The organism is Ideonella sp. WA131b, from assembly GCA_023657425.1.
Taxonomy (GTDB): domain Bacteria; phylum Pseudomonadota; class Gammaproteobacteria; order Burkholderiales; family Burkholderiaceae_C; genus Rubrivivax.
Window position 1 is genome coordinate 2,106,114 of the sequence record JAGTJW010000001.1, and the last position, 24,100, is coordinate 2,130,213.

Here is a 24,100-nt window from a genome sequence, read left to right on the forward strand (position 1 = left end):
GTCTCAGGCCCCGTTCAGCCAGCGCGCGTAGCCGTAGTACAGCGGGATGCCCACCATGAGGTTGAACGGCAGGGTCACGCCCAGCGAGGCCGTGAGATAGATGCCCGGGCTGGCCTTGGGCAGGCTGGCGCGGCAGGCGGCCGGCGCATCGATGAAGCTGGCACTGGCGCAGATGGCGCCGAACACGAAGGCCCCGCCCGTGCCCAGGCCCACGGCGTGGGCCAAGGTCACGCCCACCACGCCGTGCAGCACCGGCATGAGCATGCCGAAGCCGGCCATGAACAGACCCACCTGGCGGAAGGCCCCGATCTGCCGCGCTGCGGTGATGCCCATTTCGAGCAGGAACAGCATCAGCAGGCCGCGAAAGAGATCCTCGTAGAACGGGCTGATTTGCGCCCACTGCGGATCGGTGGCCAGCGCGCCGATGGCCATGCCGCCCACCAACAGCAGGATGCCGCGGCCACGGATGACGCTGAGCACGAGCTCGGCCCCGCGCGCGCCACCGCCTCCGCCCCGGGCGCCCTGGCGGCCCAGGGCCAGCCGCGCCAGCACGAGTGCGTACACGACGCCGAACTCCATCAGTGCCACCATCGCGGCCATCGTGCCTTCGGCCGGTGTGCCCATCGCCGCAGCAAAGCTCATGGAGGCGAAGAAGGTCGCGGTCGACACCGAGCCGTAATGCGCTGCGAGTGCCGCCGCGTTGCTGATGTCCAGGCCACCGGCCCGGCGAGCCACGTGGTAGGCCAGCGTGGGGATGGCAAAGGTCATGATCAGGGTGATGCCCAGCAGCGGCAACACCTCGCCGATGTCGGCCCGGACCAGCTCGCGCCCACCGCTCAGGCCCAGTGAGAACAGCAGGACGATCGACAGCAGCTTGATCACGGCCTCGGGCAGCTCGAGCTCGCTCTTCACAAAGCCGGCGATCGCGCCCAGGAGGAAAGCCAGCACGATGGGCTGGAGCAGGTTGGTCAGCAACAGGTCGAGGCTGGGCATGGTGGGCGATTCTTCGAAGTCGGCGAGTTCGCGTCCAGTTCAAGGAATGGCATCATTCGTTGACCAAAAGCGAACCAGCGGCGCGCCATGGCCGAGCTCAACTACCACCACCTGCGCTACTTCCGCGCCATTGCGCACGAGCAGGGTCTGGCCCGCGCGGCCGAGCGGCTGCATGTGTCGCCGTCGGCGCTGTCGGTGCAGCTGCGGCAGCTCGAAGACCGCCTGGGCCATGCGCTCTTCGAGCGCCGCGGGCGCCGTCTCGTGCTCACCGAGGCCGGGCGCCTGGCACTGGAGCATGCCGACACCATCCACGCCGCGGGCGAGGAGCTGCTCGCCACCTTGAAGGGCCGGCCGCAAGGCCGAGTGAGCGTGCTGCGCATCGGCTCTGTGGCCACGCTGTCGCGCAACTTCCAGCTGTTGTTGCTCAAGCCGCTGCTGCTGCGCGACGACGTGCAGATCCGCCTGGAGAGCGGCCGTCTGCGCGAGCTGTTGTTGCACCTGGGCTCGCACCAGCTCGACGTGGTGCTGGCCAACGAGGCGGTGCCCCGCGACGCCGCCCAAGGCTGGCGCAGCACGCGCATCGCGCAGCAGCCCTTGGCCATCGTGTCGGCCCCGCCGCGTGGGCGTCGCCTGGCGCCGTTGTTGTTTCCGCAGGGCCTGCACGAGCAGCCGCTGCTGCTGCCCGGTGGCGACAGCGCCGTGCGCGGCGCCTTCGACGCGCTGCTGGCCGATGCCGGCGTGCGCCCGCGTGTGCTGGCCGAGGTGGACGACATGGCCATGTTGCGCCTGCTGGCCCGCGAAACCGGGGCGCTGGCCTTGGTGCCGCCGGTGGTGGTGCAGGACGAACTCGCCGCGCGCACCCTGGTCGAGCGCTGCTCGATCGCGCAGATCCACGAGCGCTTCTACGCCATCACCGCGGCCCGGCGCTTCCCGCACCCGCTGCTGAGGCTGCTGCTGCAGCCGGGTTTGGGACAATCGCCAGTGTCGCCCTGACCGCTGCCCGGCCCAGGGCCCCGAGCCCGCGGCCCTGCCGCCGACCCCATGCCCGATCTCTTCGACCTGCCGCCCACGACACCCCCCGAGCCCACCGACCACCTGCCGCTGGCCGACTACGCCCAGCGCGCTTACCTGGAGTACGCCCTCTCGGTGGTGAAGGGCCGCGCGTTGCCCGATGTGTGCGACGGCAACAAGCCGGTGCAGCGGCGCATCCTGTACTCGATGCTGCGCATGGGCCTGGCGCCCGGTGCCAGCGGCGCGGCCAAGCCGGTGAAGAGCGCCCGTGTGGTGGGTGACGTGCTCGGCAAGTACCACCCGCACGGCGACACCGCGGCCTACGATGCCATGGTGCGCATGGCGCAGGGATTCAGCCAGCGCTATCCGCTGGTCGACGGCCAGGGCAACTTCGGCAGCCGCGACGGCGACGGCGCCGCGGCCATGCGCTACACCGAAGCGCGGCTTTCGCCGATCGCGCGGCTGCTGCTCGACGAGATCGACGAGGGGACGGTCGACTTCCAGCCCAACTACGACGGCAGCGAGCAGGAGCCGCGCCAGCTGCCGGCGCGGCTGCCCTTCGTGCTGCTCAACGGCGCCAGCGGCATCGCCGTCGGTCTGGCCACCGAGGTGCCGAGCCACAACCTGCGCGAGGTGGCCGCGGCCGCCGTGGCGCTGCTGAAGAACGACAGGCTCAGCGACGCCGAGCTGTTCGCGCTGCTGCCGGCGCCCGACTACCCCGGCGGCGGCCAGATCATCAGTTCCGAGGCCGACATCCGCGAGGCCTACAGCTCAGGCCGCGGCAGCCTGAAGGTGCGCGCGCGCTGGGTCATCGAGGAGCTCGCCCGCGGCCAGTGGCAGCTCGTCGTCACCGAGCTGCCGCCGGGCACCAGCGCGCAGCGGGTGCTCGAGGAGATCGAGGAGCTCACCAACCCCAAGCTCAAGGCCGGCAAGAAGGCCTTGCTGCAGGAGCAGGTGCAGCTGAAGGCCGCGGTGCTCGCGGTGCTGGACGCCGTGCGCGACGAAAGCAGCAAGGACGCGCCCGTGCGCCTGGTGTTCGAGCCCAAGAGCCGGACGGTGGAGCAGCCGGAGCTCATCACCACGCTGCTGGCCCACACCAGCCTGGAGACCAGCGCGCCGCTGAACCTGACCATGGTGGGCGGCGACGGCCGGCCGATGCAGAAGAGCCTGCGCCAGGTGCTCGCGGAGTGGATCGCGTTCCGCCTGGCCACGGTGGAGCGGCGCACCCGCCACCGGCTGCAGAAGGTGCTGGACCGCATCCACGTGCTCGAGGGCCGGCAGCTCGTGCTGCTGAACATCGACGAGGTCATCCGCATCATCCGCAATGCCGACGAGCCCAAGCCGGCGCTGGTGGCGCGCTTCAGGCTCAGCGATCGCCAGGCGGAAGACATCCTGGAGCTTCGTTTGCGCCAGCTGGCGCGCCTGGAGGCCATCAAGATCGAGCAGGAGTTGAAGGAGCTGCGCGAGCAGCAGGCCAGGCTCGAGGAGATCCTCGCCAGCCCGGCCACGCTCAAGCGCACCGTGGTGCGCGAGATCGAGGCCGACGCCAAGCTCCACGGCGACGAGCGCCGCACGCTCGTGCGCTCCGAGAAGAGGGCCGTGGCCGAGATCAAGGTGCTCGACGAGCCGGTGAGCGTGGTCGTCAGCCTCAAGGGCTGGGTGCGCGCGCTCAAGGGACACGAGCTCGACCCCGCGGCGCTGGCCTTCAAGCCGGGGGATGCGCTTTACGGCTGTTTCCCATGCCGCAGCGTCGATGCGCTGCTGGTGTTCGGCAGCAATGGGCGTGTCTACAGAGTGCCGGCGAGCGTCTTGCCGGGCGGGCGGGGCGACGGTGTGCCGATCACCACGCTCATCGATCTGGAAGCCGGCACCCAGGTGGCGCACTACTTCGCCGGTGGCCCAGAGACCCCGCTGCTGCTGGCCAGCACCGGCGGCTTCGGACTGGTGGCCAAGGCGGCCGACCTGGTCGGCCGCAACCGCGGCGGCAAGGCCTTCCTCTCGCTGGAGGCTGCCCACAAGCCACTCCCCCCGGCCGTGGTGGCCGTGGGCCACACCCGGGTGGCGGGCCTGGCGCTCGACGGCCGCCTCCTGGTGTTCGCGCTCGACGAGCTGAAGCTGCAGCCCAAGGGGGGCAAGGGTCTGACGCTGATGGACGTGGACGACCAGGCGCCGCTGGTGAGCGTGGCCACCTGCGCCGACGCGCTGCGCGTGCAGGGCCTGGGCCGCGGCGACAAGCCCAAGGACGAACTGCTGCGCGGCGCCGCCTTGACCGGCCATGCGGGCAAGCGCGCCCGCAAGGGCCACAAGGTCGAAGGGTTCAAGCGGCCGATGCGTGTGACCGCGGCGTGAACGCCTGCCCGGCCGCGGGTACCGGGCGCCGCCCCGGGCCGCGCAAGGCCGGGCTCAGCGCGGACGCCGGACGAGCCGCAGGGCCAGCACCGCCAGCAGCGCGAACAGCAACAGGCTGTAGAGCTCGTAGGGCAGCCCGACGAGCTTGACAGCGGCATCGGCGCAGCTGGCGTAGGCCGCGAACACCGCAGGCCACAGGCCATCCAGGCCCAGGCCGCCGACGATGCGGTCGGCCAGCGTCAGGTTGCAGCTCGTGCTGGCCGCGGCCACGAAGTGCTGCCACAGCGCTGCCGCCATGCCGGCGGTGGCCAGAAGCAGCGCGGCGGCGGCCAGGGGCCGCCGCAGCCAGGAACCCGGCACCGCCAGCGCCGGCAGCGACACCAGCGCGATCGCCAGGAACACCACCCGCTGGAGCACGCACCACGCGCAAGGCTGCATGTCGAACACGTGCTGAGACACGAGCGCCGCCCCCACCGCGGCCAGCGGCAGAACCACCATCACCACCCACAGCAGTGTGCGCGGCAGCCCGGCGCCACGCGAGGCCAGGCCCAGGGAGAACGTGCTCATCCCAGCTCGGCGATCAGCTCGATCTCGACGCAGGCACCCATGGGCAGCTGCGCGACGCCGAAGGCGCTGCGCGCGTGGGCGCCGATCTCGAGGCCGAAGATCTCGCGCAGCAGCTCGCTGCAACCATTGGTGACGAGGTGGTGATCGGTGAAGGTCGACGTGCTGTTGACCAGGCTCAGCACCTTGACGATGCGCTTGACTCGGCCGAGGTCCCCGCCGACAGCGGCGCTGAGCGTGCCCAAGAGGTCCACCGCCACGGCGCGTGCGGCGGCCTGGCCTTCGGCCGTGTCCATCGTCAGGCCCAGCTGGCCCACCCAAGGCTTGCCATCGCGCTTGGCGATGTGGCCGGAGACGAACACCAGCGAGCCGGTCTGCACGAAGGGCACGTAGGCCGCGGCCGGCACCGCCACGGGCGGCAGCACGAGGCCGAGCGCTTGCAGGCGCTGCTGGGGAGTCATGGCAATCCTTCCTTGGTTGGACGCGGGCGGGGCCGGGCTGTCGCGCGCTGGAGGGCTCCCGTGCGGCCCTCGCAAGAGGGGCAGCGCCGGGGCGGGCAAATCCTACACTGGCCCTGCATGGCCCACCCCGCCGCCCAAGCCGTGCCTGCCGCGCCGATGCCATCCGCCGCACGGTGCATGGCGGTGGCGGCTGCCGCGGCGCTGGCCTGGGTGGCGGGCTGTGCCGGGCAGTTGCAGTTGGCGGCTTTGTGGCCCGGCTGGGTGGTGGCAACGCTGGGCGCGTTGGGTCTGGGCCTGGCGGGTCTGGGACTGGCCCGGCGGCGGCGCGCGTTCAGGGCTGTCGCGCTGGTCCTGGGCTGTGCCTTGCTGGGTTTCGTCTCCACGCACCACCGCGCAGGGCTGCGCTTGGCCGACGCACTGCCCCCGGCGCTGGAGGGCCAGGACCTGCTGCTGCGCGGCACGGTGGCCGAGTTGCCCCGCGAGCGACTGCAGGGCGTGCGGTTCGAGTTCGTGGTCGAGGCGGCGTGGCACCGCGGGCAGCCGGTGCGCGTGCCGCGCCGGGTTTCCCTGGGCTGGTGGCGCGGCATCGAGGCCGACGCCATGCTGGCGGGCCCGCCGCGCCCGGTGCGCGCCGGCCAGCGCTGGGAGTTCACGGCGCGCCTGGCGCAGCCCCACGGCGCGATGAACCCGCACGGTTTCGATCTCGAGTTGTGGATGTTCGAGCAGGATCTGCGGGCCACCGGCAGTGTGCGCGACACGCGCGGCGCGGCGCCCCCCGTCCTGCTGGATGCCGCTGCGGCGCACCCCGTGCAGCGGCTGCGCCAGGCGGTGCGCGACGCCATCGCGGCGCGTGTCTCCGATGCCGGTGCGGCGGGTGTGCTGGCGGCGCTGGCGGTGGGCGATCAGGCGGCAATCGATCGCGCCGACTGGGCCTTGTTCCGCGACACCGGTGTGGCCCACCTGATGAGCATTTCAGGCCTGCACGTGACGATGTTCGCGTGGCTGGCCGCAGCCGTGGTGTCCGCGCTGTGGCGCCAGCACCCACGGGCGCCGCGCCGGCTGCCTGCCCCCGTGGCCGGCCGCTGGGCCGGGCTGGTGCTGGCCGTCGCCTACGCGCTGCTGGCGGGCTGGGGCGTACCGGCGCAGCGCACGGTGGCGATGATCGCCGTCGTGGTGCTGCTGCGCCAGGCCGGCCGCCGCTGGCCGCTGCCGGCGGTGCTGGGCGCGGCCGGCTTCGTGGTGGTGCTGCGCGACCCCTGGGCGCTGATGCAGCCCGGCTTCTGGCTGAGCTTCGTGGCCGTGGGCCTGCTCGCCGCCAGCGGGCCGGTCCGCCCCATCGAACAAGGCGGGCTGCGGCAGCGCTGGCCCTGGCTGCGTGCCGCGCTGCAGCAGCAGGCCGTGGCCACCGTCGGCCTGGCGCCCTTGTCGCTGATCTTCTTTCAGCAGATCTCGGTGGTGGGCTTTGCCGCCAACCTGATGGCCATCCCCTTGGTCACGCTGCTCATCACCCCGCTGGCGCTGCTGGGGGTCCTGCTGCCGCCCCTCTGGGCGCTGGCGGCCGGCGTGGTGTCGCTGCTCGAAGCCGTGCTGGCCTTGCTGGCCGCGTCGCCCTGGGCCGTCTGGCACGCCGCCGCTGCACCGCCGTGGGCCGTGGCCGCCGGGCTCTTGGGTGCCGTGGTGGCGGTGTTGCCCTGGCCCTGGCGGCTGCGCGTGCTGGCCTTGCCGCTCATGCTGCCTTTGCTGGCGCCGCCGGTGGCGCGGCCGGCGCCGGGCCATCTGGAGCTGCTGGGCGCCGACATCGGCCAGGGCACGGCCGTGCTGCTGCGCACCGCCAGGCACACCTTGCTGTTCGACAGCGGCCCGGCCTGGGGCACGCCCGGCGTCGACGCGGGCGAACGTGTGCTGGTGCCGCTGCTGCGCGCCTTGGGAGAGCGTCATCTCGACGAGCTCGTGTTGAGCCACCGCGACACCGACCACACTGGCGGCGCGGCCTCGCTGGCCCGGACGCTGCCAGTGCGGGCGCTGCGCTCGTCGCTCGAAGCAGGGCACCCCTTGCGCGGCCTGGCGCCGCACACCCCGTGCGAGGCCGGCCAGCGCTGGCAGTGGGACGGCGTGGAGTTCGAGGTGCTGCACCCGAGCGCCACCGCGCTCGCCTCAGCCACACCGGCCACGCGCGCCAACACACTGAGCTGTGTGCTCCGGGTGCAGGGCGGTGGCGTGAGCGTGCTGCTCACCGGCGACATCGAAGCGGCGCAGGAGGCCACGCTCGTGCGCGAGGCCGCCTCACGTCTGCCCAGCACCGTGCTGTGGGTGCCGCACCATGGCAGCCGCACGTCGTCGACGGCGGACTTCATCGCGGCCGTGGCGCCCCAGGTGGCCGTCGTGCAGGCCGCCCATCGCAGCCGCTTCGGCCATCCGTCGCCGGCCGTGCTGGCGCGTTACGCCGAGGCCGGCGTGCCGGTGGTCAGCTCGGCCCGCTGCGGCGCCTGGCGTCTGGCGTCCGAGGGGCCGTCGATGGCCTGCATGCGCTCCGAACGGCGCCGCTACTGGCACCACCCGGGGCCCTGAGCGCCTGTGAAGGCATGAATCGCACCCGCGCTCCCGAGAGGCTCGACACGGGCCCAACAACCCTCCGGTGCACTTGGCCACCGGTGGCGCGCCAGCGCGCCGCGACGGGCTCTGGCATCTTGCGGCCTTTAGCCGTCAGGAACGCTGCCATGCTGCCGTCCTTTGCAAGTCTCGCGGATCGCCTCGATCGCCTCTTTGCCATCCTCGAGAAGGCCACGCTGGCGCGCCGCCGGCCCGACAGCCCGCGCCGGTAGGCGCGTACGCGACAGAGATCTCGCCCGCGCCTTGTTCAGGCGGCGGGTCTGGCGTCGAAGCGCTCTTCGGGTGCCAGCCGCACCAGCGCCGCGGCCTCGGGCAGCGGCGCGTACAGCCAGGTGTCCACATCCTCGGGCTCGATCGGCACGACGCTGCGCTTGTCCTGCCGGTCGGGCGGCCGCTGGGGATCGGGCTTGTGCATGCGCCGCATCAGCGGGTGTGCGTCGGCGTTCAGGGTCAGCATCGTGTAGCTCTCGACAATTTCGCCGCTGGACTTGTCGACCCAGGTGTTCCACAGCCCGGCCAGGCCCCAGGGCAGGCCGTCGGCGCGGCGAAAGCGCCAGGGTACGTGGCGTCCACTCTCCCAGTGGGGCTCGAAGAAGCTCTCGGCCGGAATGATGCAGCGCTGCCCGCGCGCCCACGGCAGCTTGTAGCTGGCCTTGTGGGCGATCTCCTCGAAGCGGGCGTTGACCGTCAGGTAAGGCAGCCTGGCCGTGGTGGCGAACCACGGCACCAGGGCCCACTGGCCAACGACGAGTTCGCGCTCCGGGCTGGCGGCGTGCCGGGCCGGCCGGATGAAGGGGCCGCGGTAGCGCGGAAACAGCTCACGCGACCAGGGGCTGGGCGTGCGAGCGCCAAGCTGCCAGTGGCGCTCGATGTCGCCGGCCTCGGGGCTGATGTAGCGCGTGCACATGCGACGCCCACTGTAAGGGCCACCCCGGGGCGAGGCACGATGACGGGGCGGCACAATGCGCGCCACCATGCATGCGTCCTCCCTCCGGTATCGCGACAGCCGGGCGCTCGCGCTCGCCCTGACCGCGGCGCTGGGGCTGGCCGGATGCGCCTCGCGCTCGGTCGACATCGCGCCGGCACCCGCGAACCCGGCCGACTTCATCGCCTGGAGCTGCGAACGCCTCGTCGACGAGCAGGACCGCGTCCAACTGCGCGCCACCGACATGGCCTACACGGTGGACGAGCGCGCCGGCAACAACATCCTGGCCCTGGGCCTGGGGGTCAGCGTGTTCTGGCCCGCGCTGCTGGCGGCTCGCCCTGTGGGTGCAGAGGCCGCCGAGCTGGCAAGATTGAAGGGCCGCTACGAGGCCCTGCAGGTGGCGGCCCGCGGCAAGCAGTGCCCCTCCGCCGGGCCCGAGCTGCCGGTGTCGCGTGCCGCCGTGCTGCCGGTGGCCCAAGGCGAGCGCTTGGTCTACGAGGACCGGCGCGATGCACGGCGCCCGCCGGTGGAGACGGTGCTGACCCTGACGGCATTGCGCCGCGAGGCCACCGAGTTGTCGGATGCCCTGGGCGCAACCTGGCGCACCGACCCCGCCGGCAACCTGGTGGCCGCGCCCGTCGGGGCCCTGCTGTGGCCGCGGCTGCTGCGGCCGGAGCTCGAACTGGGCGGCATCACGGCCGGTGACCTGCTGCTTGCCGGTGATCCCCTTCTGCGCGCGCGGCTGCGTGGTCAGGTCGTGGCCACCGGGCCGCAGATGGTGGGTGGCCGGCGCTTCGATGCCGCGGTGGTGGAGCTGTTCGGCGACGCGCAGCGCGGCGACGCGAGCACGCGGCTGGAGGGCGCCATCGTCATCGACCGCGCCAGCGGCCTGCTGCTGCGGCTGGACCTGCGCAGCGCCGATCCGGCGTTTTCGCTGCAGCGGCGGCTGCTGCGCATCGAGCCGGCGGGCGTGACGCGCTGAGAGCCGCGCGAACGATTCTTTACCTGCCGCGCACGGCGCCGACATGCCGGCTGCGCACAGTGGCCCCATCGACAACGCGCCACCCCGGCGCAGGAGCCCCTGATGAGCACAAGCCCCGCCTTCCGCACGCCCACCCCGCGCCCGGCCTTCGTGGCGCGCCTCGCCGCCGTCGCGGCCGCAGCGGCCTTCTCGCTGCCGGCGCTTTCCATGCCGGGTGGGCCTGGGGCCGCCCAGGATGCCGGCATGCACGGCAGGCACGGTGACCTGCACGGCGGCATGGGTGAGGGGATGGCCATGCCCTTCGGCCACCCGCGCAGGGCCGGCCGCCTGCTCGACGCGGTCGACGCCACGCCCGAGCAGCGCACGCAGATCCGGGCCCTGGTGGATGCCGCGCAGCGTGAACTGCGCGCCGAGCGAGAGTCCGGCCGCGGCCTGCGCGAGCAGGCGATGGCGCTGTTCGCCCAGCCCACCGTCGACGCCCGTGCTGCTGAAGCGCTGCGCCAGCAGATGCTGGCCCGCCACGACAGCGCCAGCAAGCGCATGACGCAGCTGATGCTCGATGTGAGCCGCGTGCTCACCCCGCAGCAGCGCCAGAAGCTGGCCGAGCGCATGGCGCAGCGCCGCGACCTGATGGAGCGCCACCAGCGCGAGCGGCGCCAGCTGGAGCGCCCGCAGGGCTGACGGCTGCCGTTATCGTTGATTCCTCGTACGGGGCGACCTCTTCCCGGCCCGTTTGCCCCGGCGTTCGCGCGCCGGGGCTTTCTCGTGAGAGCCCGCGAACGCCGCACGCACCGATGACCCCGCGACTGCTGTTGATCGACGACGACCTGCGCCTGTCCGACATGGTGGGCGGGTACCTGCGTTCCAACGGCCTCGAGGTTGACACCGCCGGCTCGCTGGCGGCCGGCCGCCAGCGCCTGAAGCAGGGCGCCTACGACGCGCTGGTGCTGGACCTGATGCTGCCCGATGGCGACGGTCTGGCGTTCACGCGCGAACTGCGCGCCGACCGCCGCACGCGCCGCCTGCCGCTGCTGATGCTCACGGCCCGCGGAGAACCCACCGACCGCATCGTCGGCCTGGAGCTGGGCGCTGACGACTACCTCGGCAAGCCCTTCGAGCCCCGCGAACTGCTGGCGCGCGTGAAGGCGCTGCTGCGCCGCGCCGCGCCCGAACCGGGCGATGACGAGGTGCTGCGCTTCGGCCGCCTTGAGGTCGACATGGGCGCGCGCCTGGCCCGGCTCGACGGCCAGCCCTGCGACCTGACCAGCCACCAGTTCGAGCTGCTGACGGTGCTGGCCCGCGCGCCGGGCCGCGTGCTCAGCCGCGACCAGATCATGGACGCGCTCAAGGGCCACCCGCTGGACGCCTACGACCGCAGCATCGACGTGCACATCTCGCGCATCCGTGCCGTCATCGAAGACGACCCCAAGAACCCGCGCCGCGTGCTGACCGTCCGGGGCGCCGGCTATCTGTTCGCCCGCAAGCAGGACACCGAGACATGAGCCCTATGGCTCGGGTCGCTCGCCGCCTTCTGCTGGGATTGGCGTGCCCGGCAGAGCCGGTTCACCCTGGCCGGGGAACGGGCTGACGCACCGCGATGCGCTCGCTGTACCTCCGCATCTGGCTCACGGTGGTGGCCGCGCTGGCGCTGTTCGCGCTGGTCTCGGGCTGGCTGGTGCAGCGCCACCTTGAGGAGCAGCGCGAGCGCAACGAACGCATCGTGCAGGAGCGCGTGGCGGCCTGGGCCGACCTGCTGCAGTCCACGCTGCCCGCAGCCGATGCCCCGGTCGCCGAGCAGGCGCGGGCCCTGGAGGAGTGGGCGCTGAAGCTGCGCCGGCCGCTGGCGCTGGACGCGCCCGACGGCAGCCGCATCGCCGTCACCGAGGCTTTCCTGCGCCGGGGCCTCGACCGCCCCGAGGCGCGCGAGCGGCTTCGTGCCGTGCGGCTGGACGACGGCCGCACGCTCTGGGTGCCCCAGCCGCGCGCGCGCATCGTGCTCAAGGGCATGGGGCCGCCGCTGTCGCAGCCGCCGGGCTGGCTGCCCGGCGGGCGCGGGCCGTGGCCCGACGGTCTCGGCCTCGTGGCCCTGCTGGCCGTGCTGTTTGCCGCCGTGGCCGCGGGCGCCTGGCCCGTGGTGCGCCGTCTGACGCGGCGGCTTGAGGCGCTGCAGGCCGGCGTCGAGGCCTTCGGCGCCGGGCAGCTCAACCGCCGCGTCGACGAGGGCGGGCGTGACGAGGTTGCGGCCGTGGCCGGCAGCTTCAACCGGGCCGCGGCGCGCATCGAGGCCCTGTTGCGATCGCACCAGAACCTGCTGGCCAACGCCAGCCACGAATTGCGCAGTCCCCTGGCGCGGCTGAAGATGGCGATGGCCCTGCTCGACGAGGCGCCGCCCGCCGAACGGGCGCGCCTGAAGCGCGAGATCGACGCCAACATCGCCGAGCTCGACACGCTGGTCGAGGAGGTGCTGTTGGCCAGCCGGCTCGACGCGCAGACCACGGTCGACACCGCGCAGCCGGTGGCTCTGCTGGCGCTGGCCGTCGAGGAAGCGGCCCGCGTCGGTGCCAGCGCCGAAGGCGACGATCTGCTGCTGCGTGGCGACGAGCGGCTGCTGCGCCGTGCCTTGCGCAACCTGCTCGAGAACGCACGCCGCTACGCCGGGGCCGGCGTGGAGTTGCGTGTGGCACGCCGTGCCGACGGCGGCGCCGAGCTGACGGTGGCCGATCGCGGCCCCGGCGTGCCCGAGGCGCTGCGCGAGCGCATCTTCGAGCCCTTCTTCCGCATGCCCGGCCACGCCGAACGCGAGGGCGGCGTCGGCCTCGGCCTGGCGCTGGTGCGGCAGATTGCCGAGCGCCACGGCGGCGGCGCCCGCTGCGAGCCGCGCGAGGGCGGCGGCAGCCGCTTCGTGATCAGCCTGCCGGCGGTGCCGCCCGCGGCCGTCTGAGCACCCAGGCCAGCACGGCGCTGAGCGCCACGGCCGCCACCACCAGCCCCGCGGTCGACGCGAACCAGTAGCCGGGCGCGCCGCGCAGTGCCGGCGGGGTGTGACCGCCGACGTCGAAGGCCAGCCAGTAGCCGCCGCCCAGCCCCACGCCCCACAGCGCCGCGACATAGATGACCACCGAGACGACGGTGATCTTGTAGGCCCGCAGCACGAAGGCGGCGATGGTCTGTGCCGCGTCGGCGGCGTGGAACACCGCCAGCCAGGCCACCAGCGGCAACGCAGCCGCCAGCACGGCGGCGTCGCCCGTGTAAAGACCCAGCACCGGGCGACGCAGCACGAACACCAGCAGCCCCAAAGCCAGGGCCAGCAGCGTGCCCATCGTCAGCGCGTGCCAGCCCAGTCGCGCCGCCTCGTCGTGCCGGCCGGCGCCCACGGCCTGCGCCACCAGCGTGCTGCTGGCGTTGCCGATGGCCAGCGGCAGCATGAACATCAGGCTCACCAGGTTGACGGCCAGCTGGTGCCCGGCCACGGCGGTGGTGCCCAGCCGTGCGATGAACAGCGCCATGAAGGCGAAGCCCGTCACCTCCACCAGGATCGACAGGCCCAGCGGCACGCCCAGCCGCAGCTGCGCCGCCAGCGGCGCGCGCGCCGGGCGGTCCAGGCTGCGGCCCCAGATCGCGTAGCGGTCGTAGAAGGCGTCGTGCCGCAGCACGCGCCAGGCCAGCAGCACCTGCAGCCACATGGCGATGGCGGTGGCGATGCCGCAGCCCACCACGCCGAGCGCCGGCACGCCCAGCGCCGGCACGCCGAACACCAGCGCCGCCGACAGCGGCACCTTGGCCGCCAGGCCGCCGAGCTGGATGGCCATCACCACCTTGGGCCGCGACACCGCCGTGTTGAAGGCGCGGAACAGGGTGAACAGCAGCGAGGCCGGCAGCGAGAAGGCCAGTGCCAGCAGGTAGCCGCGCACGCGCTCGGCCACCTCGGGCGTGGCGCGCGCCAGCGCCAGGAAGGGCGCGGGGAGGGCCAGCAGCGCGCTGCCCAGCAGCGCCAGCGCGGCGCCCAGCCACAGCGCCTGGTGCAGTTGCCGGCCGGCCTCGGCGTGGCGGCCGGCACCGTGCAACTGGCCGACGATGGGCGACAGCGCCATCAGCACGCCCATGAAGCCGATGAACACCGTGATGTAGGCCGCCGCACCGACGGCCAGCGCGGCCAGGTCGCCGGCCGTGTAGCGGGCGACGAAGAGGGTGTCGATGGTGCCGAAGGCGAGCACCGAGATCTGGCCCACGAACACCGGCCAGGCCAGGGGCACGATGCGGCGCGCGCTGTCGCGCCAGCCCTCGATGCCGCTCAAGGTGCGGCTTCCGGGGCCCGGAAGCGTCGCGGGTCGGGGTGATCCTCGCCGCTGGCCTGGCGGGCGCGCTCGGCGTAGCGGTTGAAGCGCCAGGCCGTGCCCTCCTGCGTGATGCGGCGCCACACGGCACGTTTCTGGCCCGGCGTGTAGGCCGGCCAGTGCTGCACCTCGGCGAAGCGCCGCCCGCAGCCCTTGCAGGTGTCGTCGCCCTGGCTGGTGGAGCAGATGGCGATGCAGGGCGCGTCGGGCGTGGTGGTGTACCAGGCCAGCCACGCCTCCTGCGCCTTGCGCGGCATGGTGCGCTCGTCGGCCAGCACCTCGCGGTGCCAGACGAGCAGGCCGTAGACCTCGGCCAGGGCGCGCACCTCGGGGCTGAGGCTCACGCCGTCGGGCGAGGGCGAGCGCTCGCGCCACCAGTTGATGGCGGCCTCGATGTCGGTGATGTGGATGGCCCTCTCGGGGCCATCGGCGGGCGCGGCGTCAGGCATGGGGGCGCGAAGTGTAGCCAGCGCGCTCCGCTGGGCTCAGGCCGGGGCGTAGCCGGCCTCGGCCAGCGCCGCCGCCACGGCCTCGCGCGGGAGCGTGGAGCTCACCTCCACCTGGCGGGTGGCGGGATCGGCTTTCACCTGGCTGGCGGGGTCGGCGGCCTTCACGGCCTCGGTGACGGCGCGCACGCAGTGGCCGCAAGACAGGCTGGGAACCGAGAACGTGTAAGTCATGATCCAAGGTCGACTGGGACAATGAGGCCACTGTGCCACCGACCCCGACCCCCGAGGCTGATGCGGCGCAAGCCTTGGCGCTGCACTTCCCCGTTGCGGGCATGAGCTGCGCCTCGTGCAGCACGCGCGTCGAGCGGGCCGCGCTCGGCGTGCCCGGGGTGGCCGAGGCCACCGTCAACCTGGCCACCGAGACGCTGCAGGTGCGGCCCGTCCTCGGCTTCGACGCGCTGGCGCTGGAGCGCGCCGTCGAGCAGGCCGGCTACGCGCTGCCCACGCACACGCTGCTGCTGGCCGTGCACGACATGACCTGCGCCAGCTGCGTGGGCCGCGTCGAGCAGGCGCTGCGCGGCGTGCCGGGCGTGGTCGAGGCCAGCGTCAACCTGGCCACCGAGACGGCGCAGGTGCGCGTGGCCGGTGCCGCCGCCGCGCCCGACACCGACGCCGCCCTGCTGCAGGCCGTGCGCGCGGCGGGCTATGGCGCCGAGCGCGACACCGCCGCGGCCCTGCGGCCTGCGGCGGGGCGGCGCCTGGGCGAGGGCTGGCGCGTGCTCGCCGCGGCGCTGCTGAGCGCGCCGCTGCTGGCGCCCATGCTGCTGTGGCCGCTGGCCGGCGAAGGCGCCATGCACGCCGCCATGCTGCCGGCCTGGCTGCAGTGGCTGCTGGCCACGCCGGTGCAGTTCGTGCTCGGCGCGCGCTTCTACCGCGCCGGCTGGGCGGCGCTGCGCGCCGGCACCGGCAACATGGACCTGCTCGTGAGCCTGGGCACCAGCGCCGCCTACGGCCTGAGCCTGTGGCAGTGGCGGGTGGTGGGCGACGAGCACGCGCTGTACTTCGAGAGTTCGGCCGTGGTCATCACGCTGGTGCTGCTGGGCAAGTGGCTGGAGGCCCGCGCGCGCCGCCGCACCACCGCGGCGCTGCAGGCCCTGCGCGCACTGCGGCCTGAGGTGGCGCGCGTGCGGCGCGACGGCGCGGAGCGCGACGTGCCGGTGGCCGAGCTCGTGCGCGGCGACCTGGTCGTGGTGCGCGCCGGTGAACGCGTGCCGGCCGACGGCGTCGTGATCGAGGGCGTGAGCGCCGTCGACGAGAGCCTGCTCACCGGCGAGAGCCTGCCCGTGCCGCGTGGCCTGGGCGACCGCGTCGCCGGCGGCAGCCTCAACGGCGAGGGCCTGCTGCTGCTGCGCGCCACCGCGCTGGGCGCCGAGAGCCTGCTGTCGCGCATCGTGCGGCTGGTCGAGAACGCCCAGGGCCGCAAGGCGCCCATCCAGCGCCTGGTGGACCGCGTCAGCGCCGTGTTCGTGCCGGTGGTGGTGGCCGTGGCGCTGCTGACGCTGCTGGGCTGGGGCCTGCTGGGCGGCGACTGGACGGCCGGCGTGCTCAACGCGGTGAGTGTGCTCGTCATCGCCTGCCCCTGCGCGCTGGGGCTGGCCACCCCGGCAGCCATCATGGCCGGCACCGGCGTGGCGGCGCGGCGCGGTGTGCTCGTGAAGGACGCCGAGGCGCTGGAGCGCGCGCACGCCGTGCGCGTGGTGGCCTGGGACAAGACCGGCACGCTCACCGAAGGCCGGCCGCGCGTGGTGGCGCGCGGCGTGGTGCAGGGTGACGAGGCCGCCGTGCTGGCCGCTGCGGCGGCCTTGCAGGCGGCCAGCACGCACCCGCTGGCGCGCGCGGTGATCGAGGCCGCGCCGGGGCCGGTGGCCGCCGCGGAGGGCGTGAAGGTGGTGCCCGGCCGCGGCGTGGAAGGGCTCATCGGGGGCCGCCGGGCCTGCCTGGGCAGCGAGCGCTGGATGCGCGAGCTGGGCGTGCCGATCGACGCGCTGGTGCCCGCGCTGCAGGCGCAGCAGGCGCAGGGGCGCAGCGCCTCGCTGCTGGCGTTGGAGGACGGCGGCACGCTGCGGCTGGCCGGCTGGCTGGCCTTCGGCGACCGTGCCAAGCCCGGCGCTGCCGAGGCCGTGGCCACGCTGGCCCGCCAGGGCGTGCGGTCGGTGCTCATCAGCGGCGACAACGCCGGGGCGGCGAACCATCTCGCGGCCGAGCTCGGCATCGCCGAGGTGCATGCCGAGGTGCTGCCGGCCGACAAGGCGCGCCAGCTGGCTGCGCTGCGGACGGGGCTGCCCCAGGGCGCCGCCGTGGCCATGGTGGGCGACGGCGTGAACGACGCACCGGCGCTGGCCGCGGCCGACGTCGGCATCGCGATGGCGCCGGCCGAGGGCGGCGGTAGCGACGTGGCACTGCACGCCGCCGGCATCACCTTGCTGCGCGGCGATCCGCGCGCCGTGGCCGACGCCATCGACGTGAGCCGCCGCACGCACGCCAAGATCCGCCAGAACCTGTTCTGGGCCTTCGCCTTCAACGCCGTGGGCATCCCGGCGGCGGCGCTGGGCCACCTGAGCCCGGTGATTGCCGGCGGGGCGATGGCGATGAGCAGCGTGCTGGTGGTGAGCAACGCCCTGTGGCTGTCGCGCTGGCGCGGCGCCAGGCGCGCCTGAACGTGGCGATGCCCGACGGCAAGGCCATGCCGACGCCCCGGTGGGCAAGCTCAGCAGGACAGGCAAGCCGGTGACAGGCGCTGCTGGGCACAGCGCATCGGGCTGCTTCAGGGCAATGTGATCACGGGGCTGGCGCTCCACAGCTTGGGCGCCTTCGGGTCGCCACCGCCGACGATGAAGCTGCCGGCCTCGAGCGCCAGCGGTCGCCAGGTGCCGTCCCAGTCCCAGGTGCTCACGAACACGCGGGCGCCGCTCAGGCTGGCCGGGTCGCCCAGCGCTTCGCTGGGGATGGTGAAGCGCACGGTGCGCGTGGCGGCGTCTGTGCTGATCTTGGCGGCGGGGGTGATGCTGCGGCCGTCGGCACGGGCGTCGGCACCTTCGGGCCCGAAGAGCGCGTTGCTCCAGCCGTGCGCGCGCAGCCGCAGGTGCCAGCGCATGCCCTCAGGCAGCTCGGCATCCTGGCCCGGCATCGCGCGCTCGCCATCGCTGCGGCCGGGCAGTTCGACGAAGACAGAAAAAGCCACGTGGTCGAAGCCGTTGGCCGGGCCCCAGACGCGCGTGAGGTCGGCCATCTCCAGCTCGAGGCGCAGCGCGCCACCGGCCGACAGCACACGCGTGCGCCGCAGGTCCATCTGGCGGGTGTAGCTCTCGTGCGTGGGGTAGACGTAGCGGCCTTGCGGGCCGCCGCCGCCCGTCATCGGGGGCTGCGGCACGTCGGCCCGCACGCGCCAGGGCAGCGCCACGCGGAAGGTGGTGGCCTCGCTCACGCTGGCATCCAGCGGCGTGCCGCTGCCGGCTGCGCGCAGCACCAGGCGGTGCAGCTGGGCCGGGTCGGTCATGCGGCGGGTGTCGATGCGGGCGCTGAAGCGGCCGTCGGCTGCGGCCACCACGCGCTGGGCGCGGGCGGCATCGCCGTCGACGACCACGTCCAGCAGCGCGCCGGGCTCGGCGCGGCCGGTGACGCTGAAGTCACCCTGCGCCGCCTCGGCGGGCAGGGCGTCGAGCGTCGGGCGCTGGGCGATGGTGGGCCCTGCTGGTGCCGGGGCGGCTTCCACGGCCCACACCGTGCCGCTGCGCGGCGGCAGGCTCAGGTGCAAGCGGCCCTGGGCATCGGCCTGCAGTTCCGACGGCAGCGCTGCGGGCGTGTCGGCGTGGATGTCGAACAGCCGCCGCAGCCGCGCCTGGGGCGCGCCGACCTCCAGGTTGTCGGCGAAACGCGGCGCATCCGCCGTGTTGAACAGCACGATGCGTGACTGCCCCTCGTGCACGTTGCGCCAGGCCAGCACGCCCGGCCCGGCGCTGCCGGCCTGCAGCGGCTGCGGCAGCGCGCGCGAGAAGCCGCGGTTGGCCTTGCGCAGCGCCACCGCCGCCTGCGTGTAGCGGAACAGCGGGGCCTGCGTGTCGAAGCGGTCGCGCCCGCCCGAGCCCCAGCCGGCCGCGAACATCGAGGCGCGCTGCGCCACCAGTCCCTGCTCGGTGCCGTAGTACAGCACCGGGATGCCGGGCAGCGTCATCAGGGCCAAAAGGGCCTGCTTCATGGCGGGCTCGCCACTCACGGCCAGCCAGCGGTCGACGTCGTGGTTGTCGATGAAGCTGGGCAGGCGCCGAGGGTCGATGCCGCGCACATCGGCGGCCACCATGTCCTGCACGCGGCGCTGCAGCTCGGCCGGCGCGCGCCCGCGCGCGAACACGTCCACGAGGCCCGCGTAGAGCGGGAAGTTGAGCATGCCGCCCAGGCGCTGGCGGCCGTCCTCGCCGCGGATGTAGCTCTCCAGCTTGCGCTGGTAGCGGGTCTCGCCGGGGCCGTCGATGCCGAAGCCTTCGCCGAAAGCGAAGAAGTCCTGGCGCCCGGTGCGCCGCGCCACGTGCGCCACGCCCGGGGCCTTCGGGTCGGTGGCGTAGAGAAAGTCCTCGAAGAACCCGGGCGGCACGTGGTAGGCGGTGTCGATGCGGAAGGCGTCCACGCCCACCTCGCGCACCCAGAAGCCGAAGCTGTCGCGCAGGGCGCGCCGCACGCGCGGGTTCTCGGTGTTCAGGTCGTCCAGGCCCGAGGTCTGGAAGTTCATCTCCTCGTCGCGCACCGTCACGTCGCGGATGTCGGGCGTCCAGTGGTAGATGCCGGCGCGGCGGTCCTCGGCACGCCGTGGGTCGTTCAGGTGGAAGGGGGCCTGCAGCGGCCGCAGCATCGGACGCGAGCCGGTGTTGGGCCGGAAGTCGGCCGTGGGGTCATCGGCACGCCAGCCGGGCCCATAACTGAAGAAGTTGCCGGTGTGGTTGACCACCACGTCCTGCACCAGGACCATACCCCGGCGGTGCAGCGCATCCGACAGGCGCTGGTAGTCGGCCAGCGTGCCCATGTGCGGATCCATGCGCTTGAAGTGGCTGGCCCAGTAGCCGTGGTAGCCCCAGTAGCCGTGCGTGCGGTCGTGCCACTGGTTCAGCACGGGTGGCGTCAGCCACACGCCCGTGGCGCCCAGGGCCTGGATGTAGTCGAGCCGGCGGCGGATGCCGTCGATGTCACCGCCGCTGTACTTGTTGCCGTCGCGCGCGTCGTGCTCGCCCAGGCCCTGCTCGTTGTTGCGCGGGTTGCCGTCGTCGAAGCGGTCGGTGAGCACGAAGTAGATGACCTGGTCGCGCCAGTCGGGCGAAGGCACGTGCAGTTTCAGGCCACGCGGCTGCGCTGCCGCGGGCAGCACCGCGGCCGCCAGCAGGGCCCCGGCGAGAAGGGCTTGCCAATGCTTGTTCATCGTGCGGCTCCCACTTCCAGTTGGCGCGCCTGCAGCAGCGCGGCGTGCGGCAGGGCTTTCGGATCCATGCGCTGCCCGTCCAGCCACACGCCGGGGCGCCGGCCGGGCACGATGGTGAGCCGCGTGCCATCGGCCCGCGCCAGCGTGGCGCGACGCACCAGCACCGCACCCGCCACGTAGCTGCCCGAGGCTGGCACCACCGGGTAGAAGCCCAGCGTGGACAGCACCAGCCACGCGCTCATCTGCCCGCAGTCGTCGTTGCCGATGATGCCGTCGGGCCCGCTGCCGTAGAAGCTGCGTACGATGCGGCGGATCAGCGCGGCGCCCTTCTCGGGCGCGGCCGTCCAGGCATAGAGGTAGGCGATGTGATGGCTGGGCTCGTTGCCGTGGGCGTACTGGCCGATCAGGGCCTCCTGGCCCAGGTGCTTGTTGACGCCGGGAGCCTGCACGCTGAAGAAGCGGTCCAGCCAGGCCTCGAAGGCCGCCGCGCCGCCCATCTGCGCCACGAGGCCGTCGGGGTCGTGCAGCGCCGGGGTCAGCGTGTACTGCCAGGCGTTGGCCTCGGTGTAGTCGCCGGGGTTGTTCATCGGGCTCGTGGGCACCAGCGGGTCGAAGGGCTCGCGCCAGCGGCCGGCGCTGTCCTTGCCGCGCATCATCTGCGTCTGTGCGTCCCACAGCTGGCGCCAGCCCTGGGCGCGGCGCGCAAAGCGCTCGGCCACCTCGGGCTGGCCTGCGGCGCGCGCCACGCGGGCCACGGCGTCGTCGCCGATGCCGAGTTCGAGCGTCTTGCTCACCGATTCGTTGCTGATCTTGTCCAGAGGGATGTAGCCGAACTGCTCGTAGGCGCCCCAGTCGCGCTGCGCCCAGGCGGGCGCGTTCGGCCGCGGCCGCGTGGAGGTCTCAACCATCGCCCGCAGCGCGGCCTGCAGGTCGAAACTTGTGCCCTGGCGGTGCAAGCCCTTGGCCACCGCGTCGGCGATGACGGGCAGCGCCGGGTTGCCGATCATCGTGTGCGTTTCGCGGCCCCAGGCTGTCCACAACGGCAGGTAGCCCATCGCGCGCTGGTGGGCCAGCATCGTGTTGACGAAGCCGGGCACGCGCTCGGGCACCAGCAGCGTGAGGAGCGGGTGCACGCCGCGGAAGGTGTCCCACAGGCTGAGGGTGCTGTAGTACACGCCGCCCGGCGCGGCCATCACCTGGCCCGTGGGGCCGCGCACGCGGCCGTCGGCGTCGGCGATGTCGCTGGGGTGCAGCAGCGTGCGGTACAGCGCCGAGTAGAAGATGGTCTTGAAGTGCGGGTCGGCATCGATCTCGATGCGCGACAGCAGCGCCTGCCACTGCGCATGGGTGGCGGCGCGCACGGCGTCGAAGGGCTGGGCCTCGTCCACCGCCAGGTTGCGGCGCGCGCCGGCCACGTCCACCGTGGACAGCGCCACGCGGGCGTGCAGCACGCGGCCCGCCGCGAGGTCGAAGTCGAGCACATAACGCGCGGCCTTGTCGCCAGCGCGCGGCGGCAGCGTGGTCACGCGCGCGATGGGCCGGTCGAAGCGCACGATGAACGAGGCCTCGCGCTCGACCCAGTTCTTCGCGTGCGTGGTGCCGGTGAGCTCACCACGCGCTTCATCCACGCTGGACGTGGCCTGTGTGACGCGCGGGCCGTCACCGAACAGCAGCCCGTGCTGCAGGTCCACCAGCACTTGCACGCGGCCGCCCTGCGTGAAGGTGTAGCGGTGCACGGCCACGCGCTGCGTGGCGGTGAGTTCCACGCGCACACCGTGGCCCGGCAGCGTGACGCGGTAGACGCCGGGCTTCGCGCTTTCCGTCTTCTTGTCGGGGGCGGCCGAGAAGTCGGTGCTTTGCGCCGACCAGCGCGTGCCGGCGGCGGGCATCAGCAGCACGTCGCCCAGCTCGGGAATGCCGGCGCCGCTGATGTGCGTGTTGGAGAATCCCAGGATGCGCGGCGCGCGGTATTGGTAGCCGCTGCTGTAGCTCCAGCCGCGGTCGGTGTTGTCGGGGCCGGGGGCCACCATGCCGAAGGGCACCATCGCGGCCGGCGTGACGTGGCCGGTGCCGTCGGTGCCGATGAAGGGGTTGACGTGGCGCGTGAGCTCCCCGCGGCCGGCGGCAGCGCTGGCGGTGGCGACCAAGGCCAGCGCCAGGGCCAGCAGATTCAGCGCCAACGGCTTCATGGTGTCGGGTTCCGGTTCGTGAGGGTGCGGCCGAAGAAGCGCAGCGTGTCTTCGAGGTGCTGCGCCCAGTAGGCCCAGCCGTGGCCGCCGTCGTGCTCGGCGTAGTCGTGCGCGATGCCGGCGGCCTGCAGTTCGGCGTGCAGCTGGCGGTTGGCGGCGATGAAGGGGTCGTCGCGCCCGCAGTCGAAGCGCAAGGCGGGCAGCGGCGCGTCGGCACAGCGGAGCGAGGCGATGACGCTGCGGTCTGCGGGCGCCGCGGCCCAGCCGCTGCGAGATTCCACCATCAGTGCGTCGAGTTGCCCTGCTTCGGTCACCGACGAGTGCCCGGCCGCTGCCACGAAGCGCTGCGGGTGCCGGCCGGCCAGCCTCAGCGCGCCGAAGCCACCCATGCTCAGGCCCGCGATACACAGCGGCGAAGCCACGGTGCACGCGCTGCTGGCGGCGCGTGCTACGGCCGGCACCTCGTCGACGATCCAGCGTTCGAAGTCTTGCTCGGCATGGCACACGTAGCCCGAGCCATCGCCCCACAGCCCGTCGCTGGGCATGGCCAGCACCATCGGCGGGATCTCGCCCGCGTCGATGAGCCGCTGCGCCGTGAGGTGCGCGCCACCCTGGAAGGCCCAGGCCCAGTGCGAGCCGTGCACGCCGTGCAGCAGCAGCACCAGCGGCACGCCCTGCAGCGCAGCGGCCTGCGGCGGCACGAACAGCAGCACATCGGCCCGCTGGCCCAGCGCCGCACTCTTGACGGTGACGAAGCGCAGGCCGGGTGGCGCCAGGGCCGGGTCCGAGACTTCGAGGGTGCGGAACATCATGGGTCAGGTCGCTGCACCGGCGCCAGGTTGATGGCCGCGCCCGTCGCCGATGTCGGCGGCACCCACCCATGCAAACGTGGCCACAGGCTGGCTGCTCAGCGCGACCAGATCACCGGGTTCTTGCGCGTGGCGATGACCTCGCCCTCGCGCGCCCCGGGGCACCACTGGTCGCGGTCGTTGGCCTGGATGGCGTTGAGCGCGGGCACGAGGCGCATGTCGGCGTCCATGTAGATGACCGTCATCACCGAACGCGGCCGGTCGCTGACGTTCGGCCCGGCCTTGTGGAAGGTCCAGCCCAGGTGGAAGCTCACCTCGCCCAGGTCGAAGGGCCCCACCTCGAAGGGGAAGCCGTGGCGGGCCATGTTCTCGCTGATTCTGGCCTCGCTCTCGTCGCTGATGCCCAGGTCGCGCCCGAAGGCCACGCCCTGGCTGCCGGCGTAGAAGCCCAGCGGGCCCATCTCGGTGGGCACCGCCTGCAGGGGGATCCAGGCGGTGATGGTGCGGTCGCTGGCCAGCGGCCAGTAGTACTGGTCGGCATGCGCGGGCGTGATGCCGCCGCCGGGCTCTTTGTACAGGCTCTGGTCGTGGTACAGGCGCACGCCGCGCACCGCCAGCAGATCGGCCGCGATGCGCGCCAGCCGCTGGCCCATCACGAAGCGGGCCACCAGCGCGCTCTTCTCCCACAGGTTCATCACCTGCAGGAAGGCCCGGTCGTAGGTGCTGCGCTCGGCCAGCGGGCGGCTCTCGGTGTTGAGGTCGATGGTCAGCCGCGTGATCTCGGCCCCGAAGTGCGCCAGCGTGTCGGGCGCGAGCACCTGCTTGAGCTTGATGCAGCCGTCGCGGCGGAAGCTGTCGATCTTTGCGGGCTGCAGCGCGTACGGGCTGTCGAGATCGGGCCAGAGGGCGGTGTGATTCATGGTGGCGAGTGAGGAGGTCATGACGAGGCAAATGGGCAAG

Annotated in this window: 19 protein-coding genes; 8 read left to right on the forward strand and 11 right to left on the reverse strand. The window is 73.2% G+C overall.

Annotated elements, in window-relative coordinates; all coding sequences use genetic code 11:
* Positions 1–3 precede the first annotated feature (3 nt).
* Positions 4–993, reverse strand: a complete 990-nt coding sequence (locus tag KA711_09730) for a sodium-dependent bicarbonate transport family permease (GenBank protein MCM0609258.1) — start codon at positions 991–993, stop codon at positions 4–6.
* Positions 994–1,080: 87 nt separating this feature from the next.
* Here KA711_09730 and KA711_09735 point away from each other — a divergent pair, with 87 nt between their 5' ends.
* Entirely contained in the window at positions 1,081–1,986 is a 906-nt protein-coding gene (locus tag KA711_09735; protein ID MCM0609259.1) for a LysR family transcriptional regulator, read from the forward strand.
* Positions 1,987–2,034: 48 nt separating this feature from the next.
* Positions 2,035–4,353: a DNA topoisomerase IV subunit A gene (gene parC, locus KA711_09740; protein MCM0609260.1), complete on the forward strand. Its 2,319-nt coding sequence runs from the start codon at positions 2,035–2,037 to the stop codon at positions 4,351–4,353.
* A gap of 54 nt (positions 4,354–4,407) precedes the next feature.
* On the opposite strand, the gene KA711_09745 is transcribed toward parC, so the two are convergent.
* Together KA711_09745 and KA711_09750 are read right to left on the reverse strand one after the other, a co-directional pair.
* Positions 4,408–4,851 (reverse strand): disulfide bond formation protein B, encoded by a 444-nt coding sequence (locus KA711_09745; GenBank protein ID MCM0609261.1) that lies wholly within the window; start codon positions 4,849–4,851, stop codon positions 4,408–4,410.
* 65 nt (positions 4,852–4,916) lie between these two features.
* Positions 4,917–5,378, reverse strand: a complete 462-nt coding sequence (locus tag KA711_09750) for a RidA family protein (protein MCM0609262.1) — start codon at positions 5,376–5,378, stop codon at positions 4,917–4,919.
* Between the two features lie 156 nt (positions 5,379–5,534).
* Here KA711_09750 and KA711_09755 point away from each other — a divergent pair, with 156 nt between their 5' ends.
* The gene (locus KA711_09755) at positions 5,535–7,946 is read left to right on the forward strand and encodes a DNA internalization-related competence protein ComEC/Rec2 (GenBank protein MCM0609263.1); all 2,412 of its coding nucleotides are present in this window, start codon (positions 5,535–5,537) and stop codon (positions 7,944–7,946) included.
* 289 nt (positions 7,947–8,235) lie between these two features.
* On the opposite strand, the gene KA711_09760 is transcribed toward KA711_09755, so the two are convergent.
* A complete protein-coding gene (locus tag KA711_09760; protein MCM0609264.1) occupies positions 8,236–8,895 on the reverse strand; it encodes an SOS response-associated peptidase family protein in 660 nt (219 codons plus the stop codon).
* A gap of 118 nt (positions 8,896–9,013) precedes the next feature.
* Between KA711_09760 and KA711_09765 the strand changes: the two genes are divergently transcribed.
* The 4 genes from KA711_09765 to KA711_09780 all read left to right on the forward strand — a co-directional run bounded on the left by KA711_09765 (position 9,014) and on the right by KA711_09780 (position 12,836).
* Entirely contained in the window at positions 9,014–9,895 is an 882-nt protein-coding gene (locus KA711_09765; protein ID MCM0609265.1) for a hypothetical protein, read from the forward strand.
* Between the two features lie 102 nt (positions 9,896–9,997).
* On the forward strand, positions 9,998–10,576 hold the full coding sequence (locus KA711_09770; protein ID MCM0609266.1) for a Spy/CpxP family protein refolding chaperone: 579 nt from the start codon (positions 9,998–10,000) through the stop codon (positions 10,574–10,576).
* A 113-nt stretch (positions 10,577–10,689) separates the two neighbouring features.
* Positions 10,690–11,397: a response regulator transcription factor gene (locus KA711_09775; protein ID MCM0609267.1), complete on the forward strand. Its 708-nt coding sequence runs from the start codon at positions 10,690–10,692 to the stop codon at positions 11,395–11,397.
* Between the two features lie 95 nt (positions 11,398–11,492).
* On the forward strand, positions 11,493–12,836 hold the full coding sequence (locus KA711_09780) for a HAMP domain-containing histidine kinase (protein MCM0609268.1): 1,344 nt from the start codon (positions 11,493–11,495) through the stop codon (positions 12,834–12,836).
* Here KA711_09780 and KA711_09785 read toward each other — a convergent pair.
* From KA711_09785 to KA711_09795, 3 genes are read right to left on the reverse strand one after another with little or no spacing between them, the layout of a single operon-like run.
* Positions 12,802–14,181: an MATE family efflux transporter gene (locus tag KA711_09785; GenBank protein ID MCM0609269.1), complete on the reverse strand. Its 1,380-nt coding sequence runs from the start codon at positions 14,179–14,181 to the stop codon at positions 12,802–12,804. The genes KA711_09780 and KA711_09785 overlap by 35 nt on opposite strands.
* A gap of 5 nt (positions 14,182–14,186) precedes the next feature.
* On the reverse strand, positions 14,187–14,678 hold the full coding sequence (locus KA711_09790) for a DUF3717 domain-containing protein (protein MCM0609270.1): 492 nt from the start codon (positions 14,676–14,678) through the stop codon (positions 14,187–14,189).
* A 36-nt stretch (positions 14,679–14,714) separates the two neighbouring features.
* Entirely contained in the window at positions 14,715–14,909 is a 195-nt protein-coding gene (locus KA711_09795) for a heavy-metal-associated domain-containing protein (GenBank protein MCM0609271.1), read from the reverse strand.
* A gap of 101 nt (positions 14,910–15,010) precedes the next feature.
* Here KA711_09795 and KA711_09800 point away from each other — a divergent pair, with 101 nt between their 5' ends.
* Positions 15,011–17,395 (forward strand): copper-translocating P-type ATPase, encoded by a 2,385-nt coding sequence (locus KA711_09800; protein MCM0609272.1) that lies wholly within the window; start codon positions 15,011–15,013, stop codon positions 17,393–17,395.
* A 107-nt stretch (positions 17,396–17,502) separates the two neighbouring features.
* Here KA711_09800 and KA711_09805 read toward each other — a convergent pair whose 3' ends face one another.
* The 4 genes from KA711_09805 to KA711_09820 all read right to left on the reverse strand — a co-directional run bounded on the left by KA711_09805 (position 17,503) and on the right by KA711_09820 (position 24,060).
* Entirely contained in the window at positions 17,503–20,142 is a 2,640-nt protein-coding gene (locus KA711_09805; GenBank protein ID MCM0609273.1) for a hypothetical protein, read from the reverse strand.
* Entirely contained in the window at positions 20,139–22,331 is a 2,193-nt protein-coding gene (locus tag KA711_09810; GenBank protein ID MCM0609274.1) for a GH92 family glycosyl hydrolase, read from the reverse strand. Before KA711_09810 ends, KA711_09805 begins: the two co-directional genes overlap by 4 nt.
* On the reverse strand, positions 22,328–23,143 hold the full coding sequence (locus tag KA711_09815; protein MCM0609275.1) for a hypothetical protein: 816 nt from the start codon (positions 23,141–23,143) through the stop codon (positions 22,328–22,330). Before KA711_09815 ends, KA711_09810 begins: the two co-directional genes overlap by 4 nt.
* A 95-nt stretch (positions 23,144–23,238) precedes the next feature.
* Entirely contained in the window at positions 23,239–24,060 is an 822-nt protein-coding gene (locus KA711_09820) for a phytanoyl-CoA dioxygenase family protein (GenBank protein MCM0609276.1), read from the reverse strand.
* Positions 24,061–24,100: the final 40 nt, after the last annotated feature.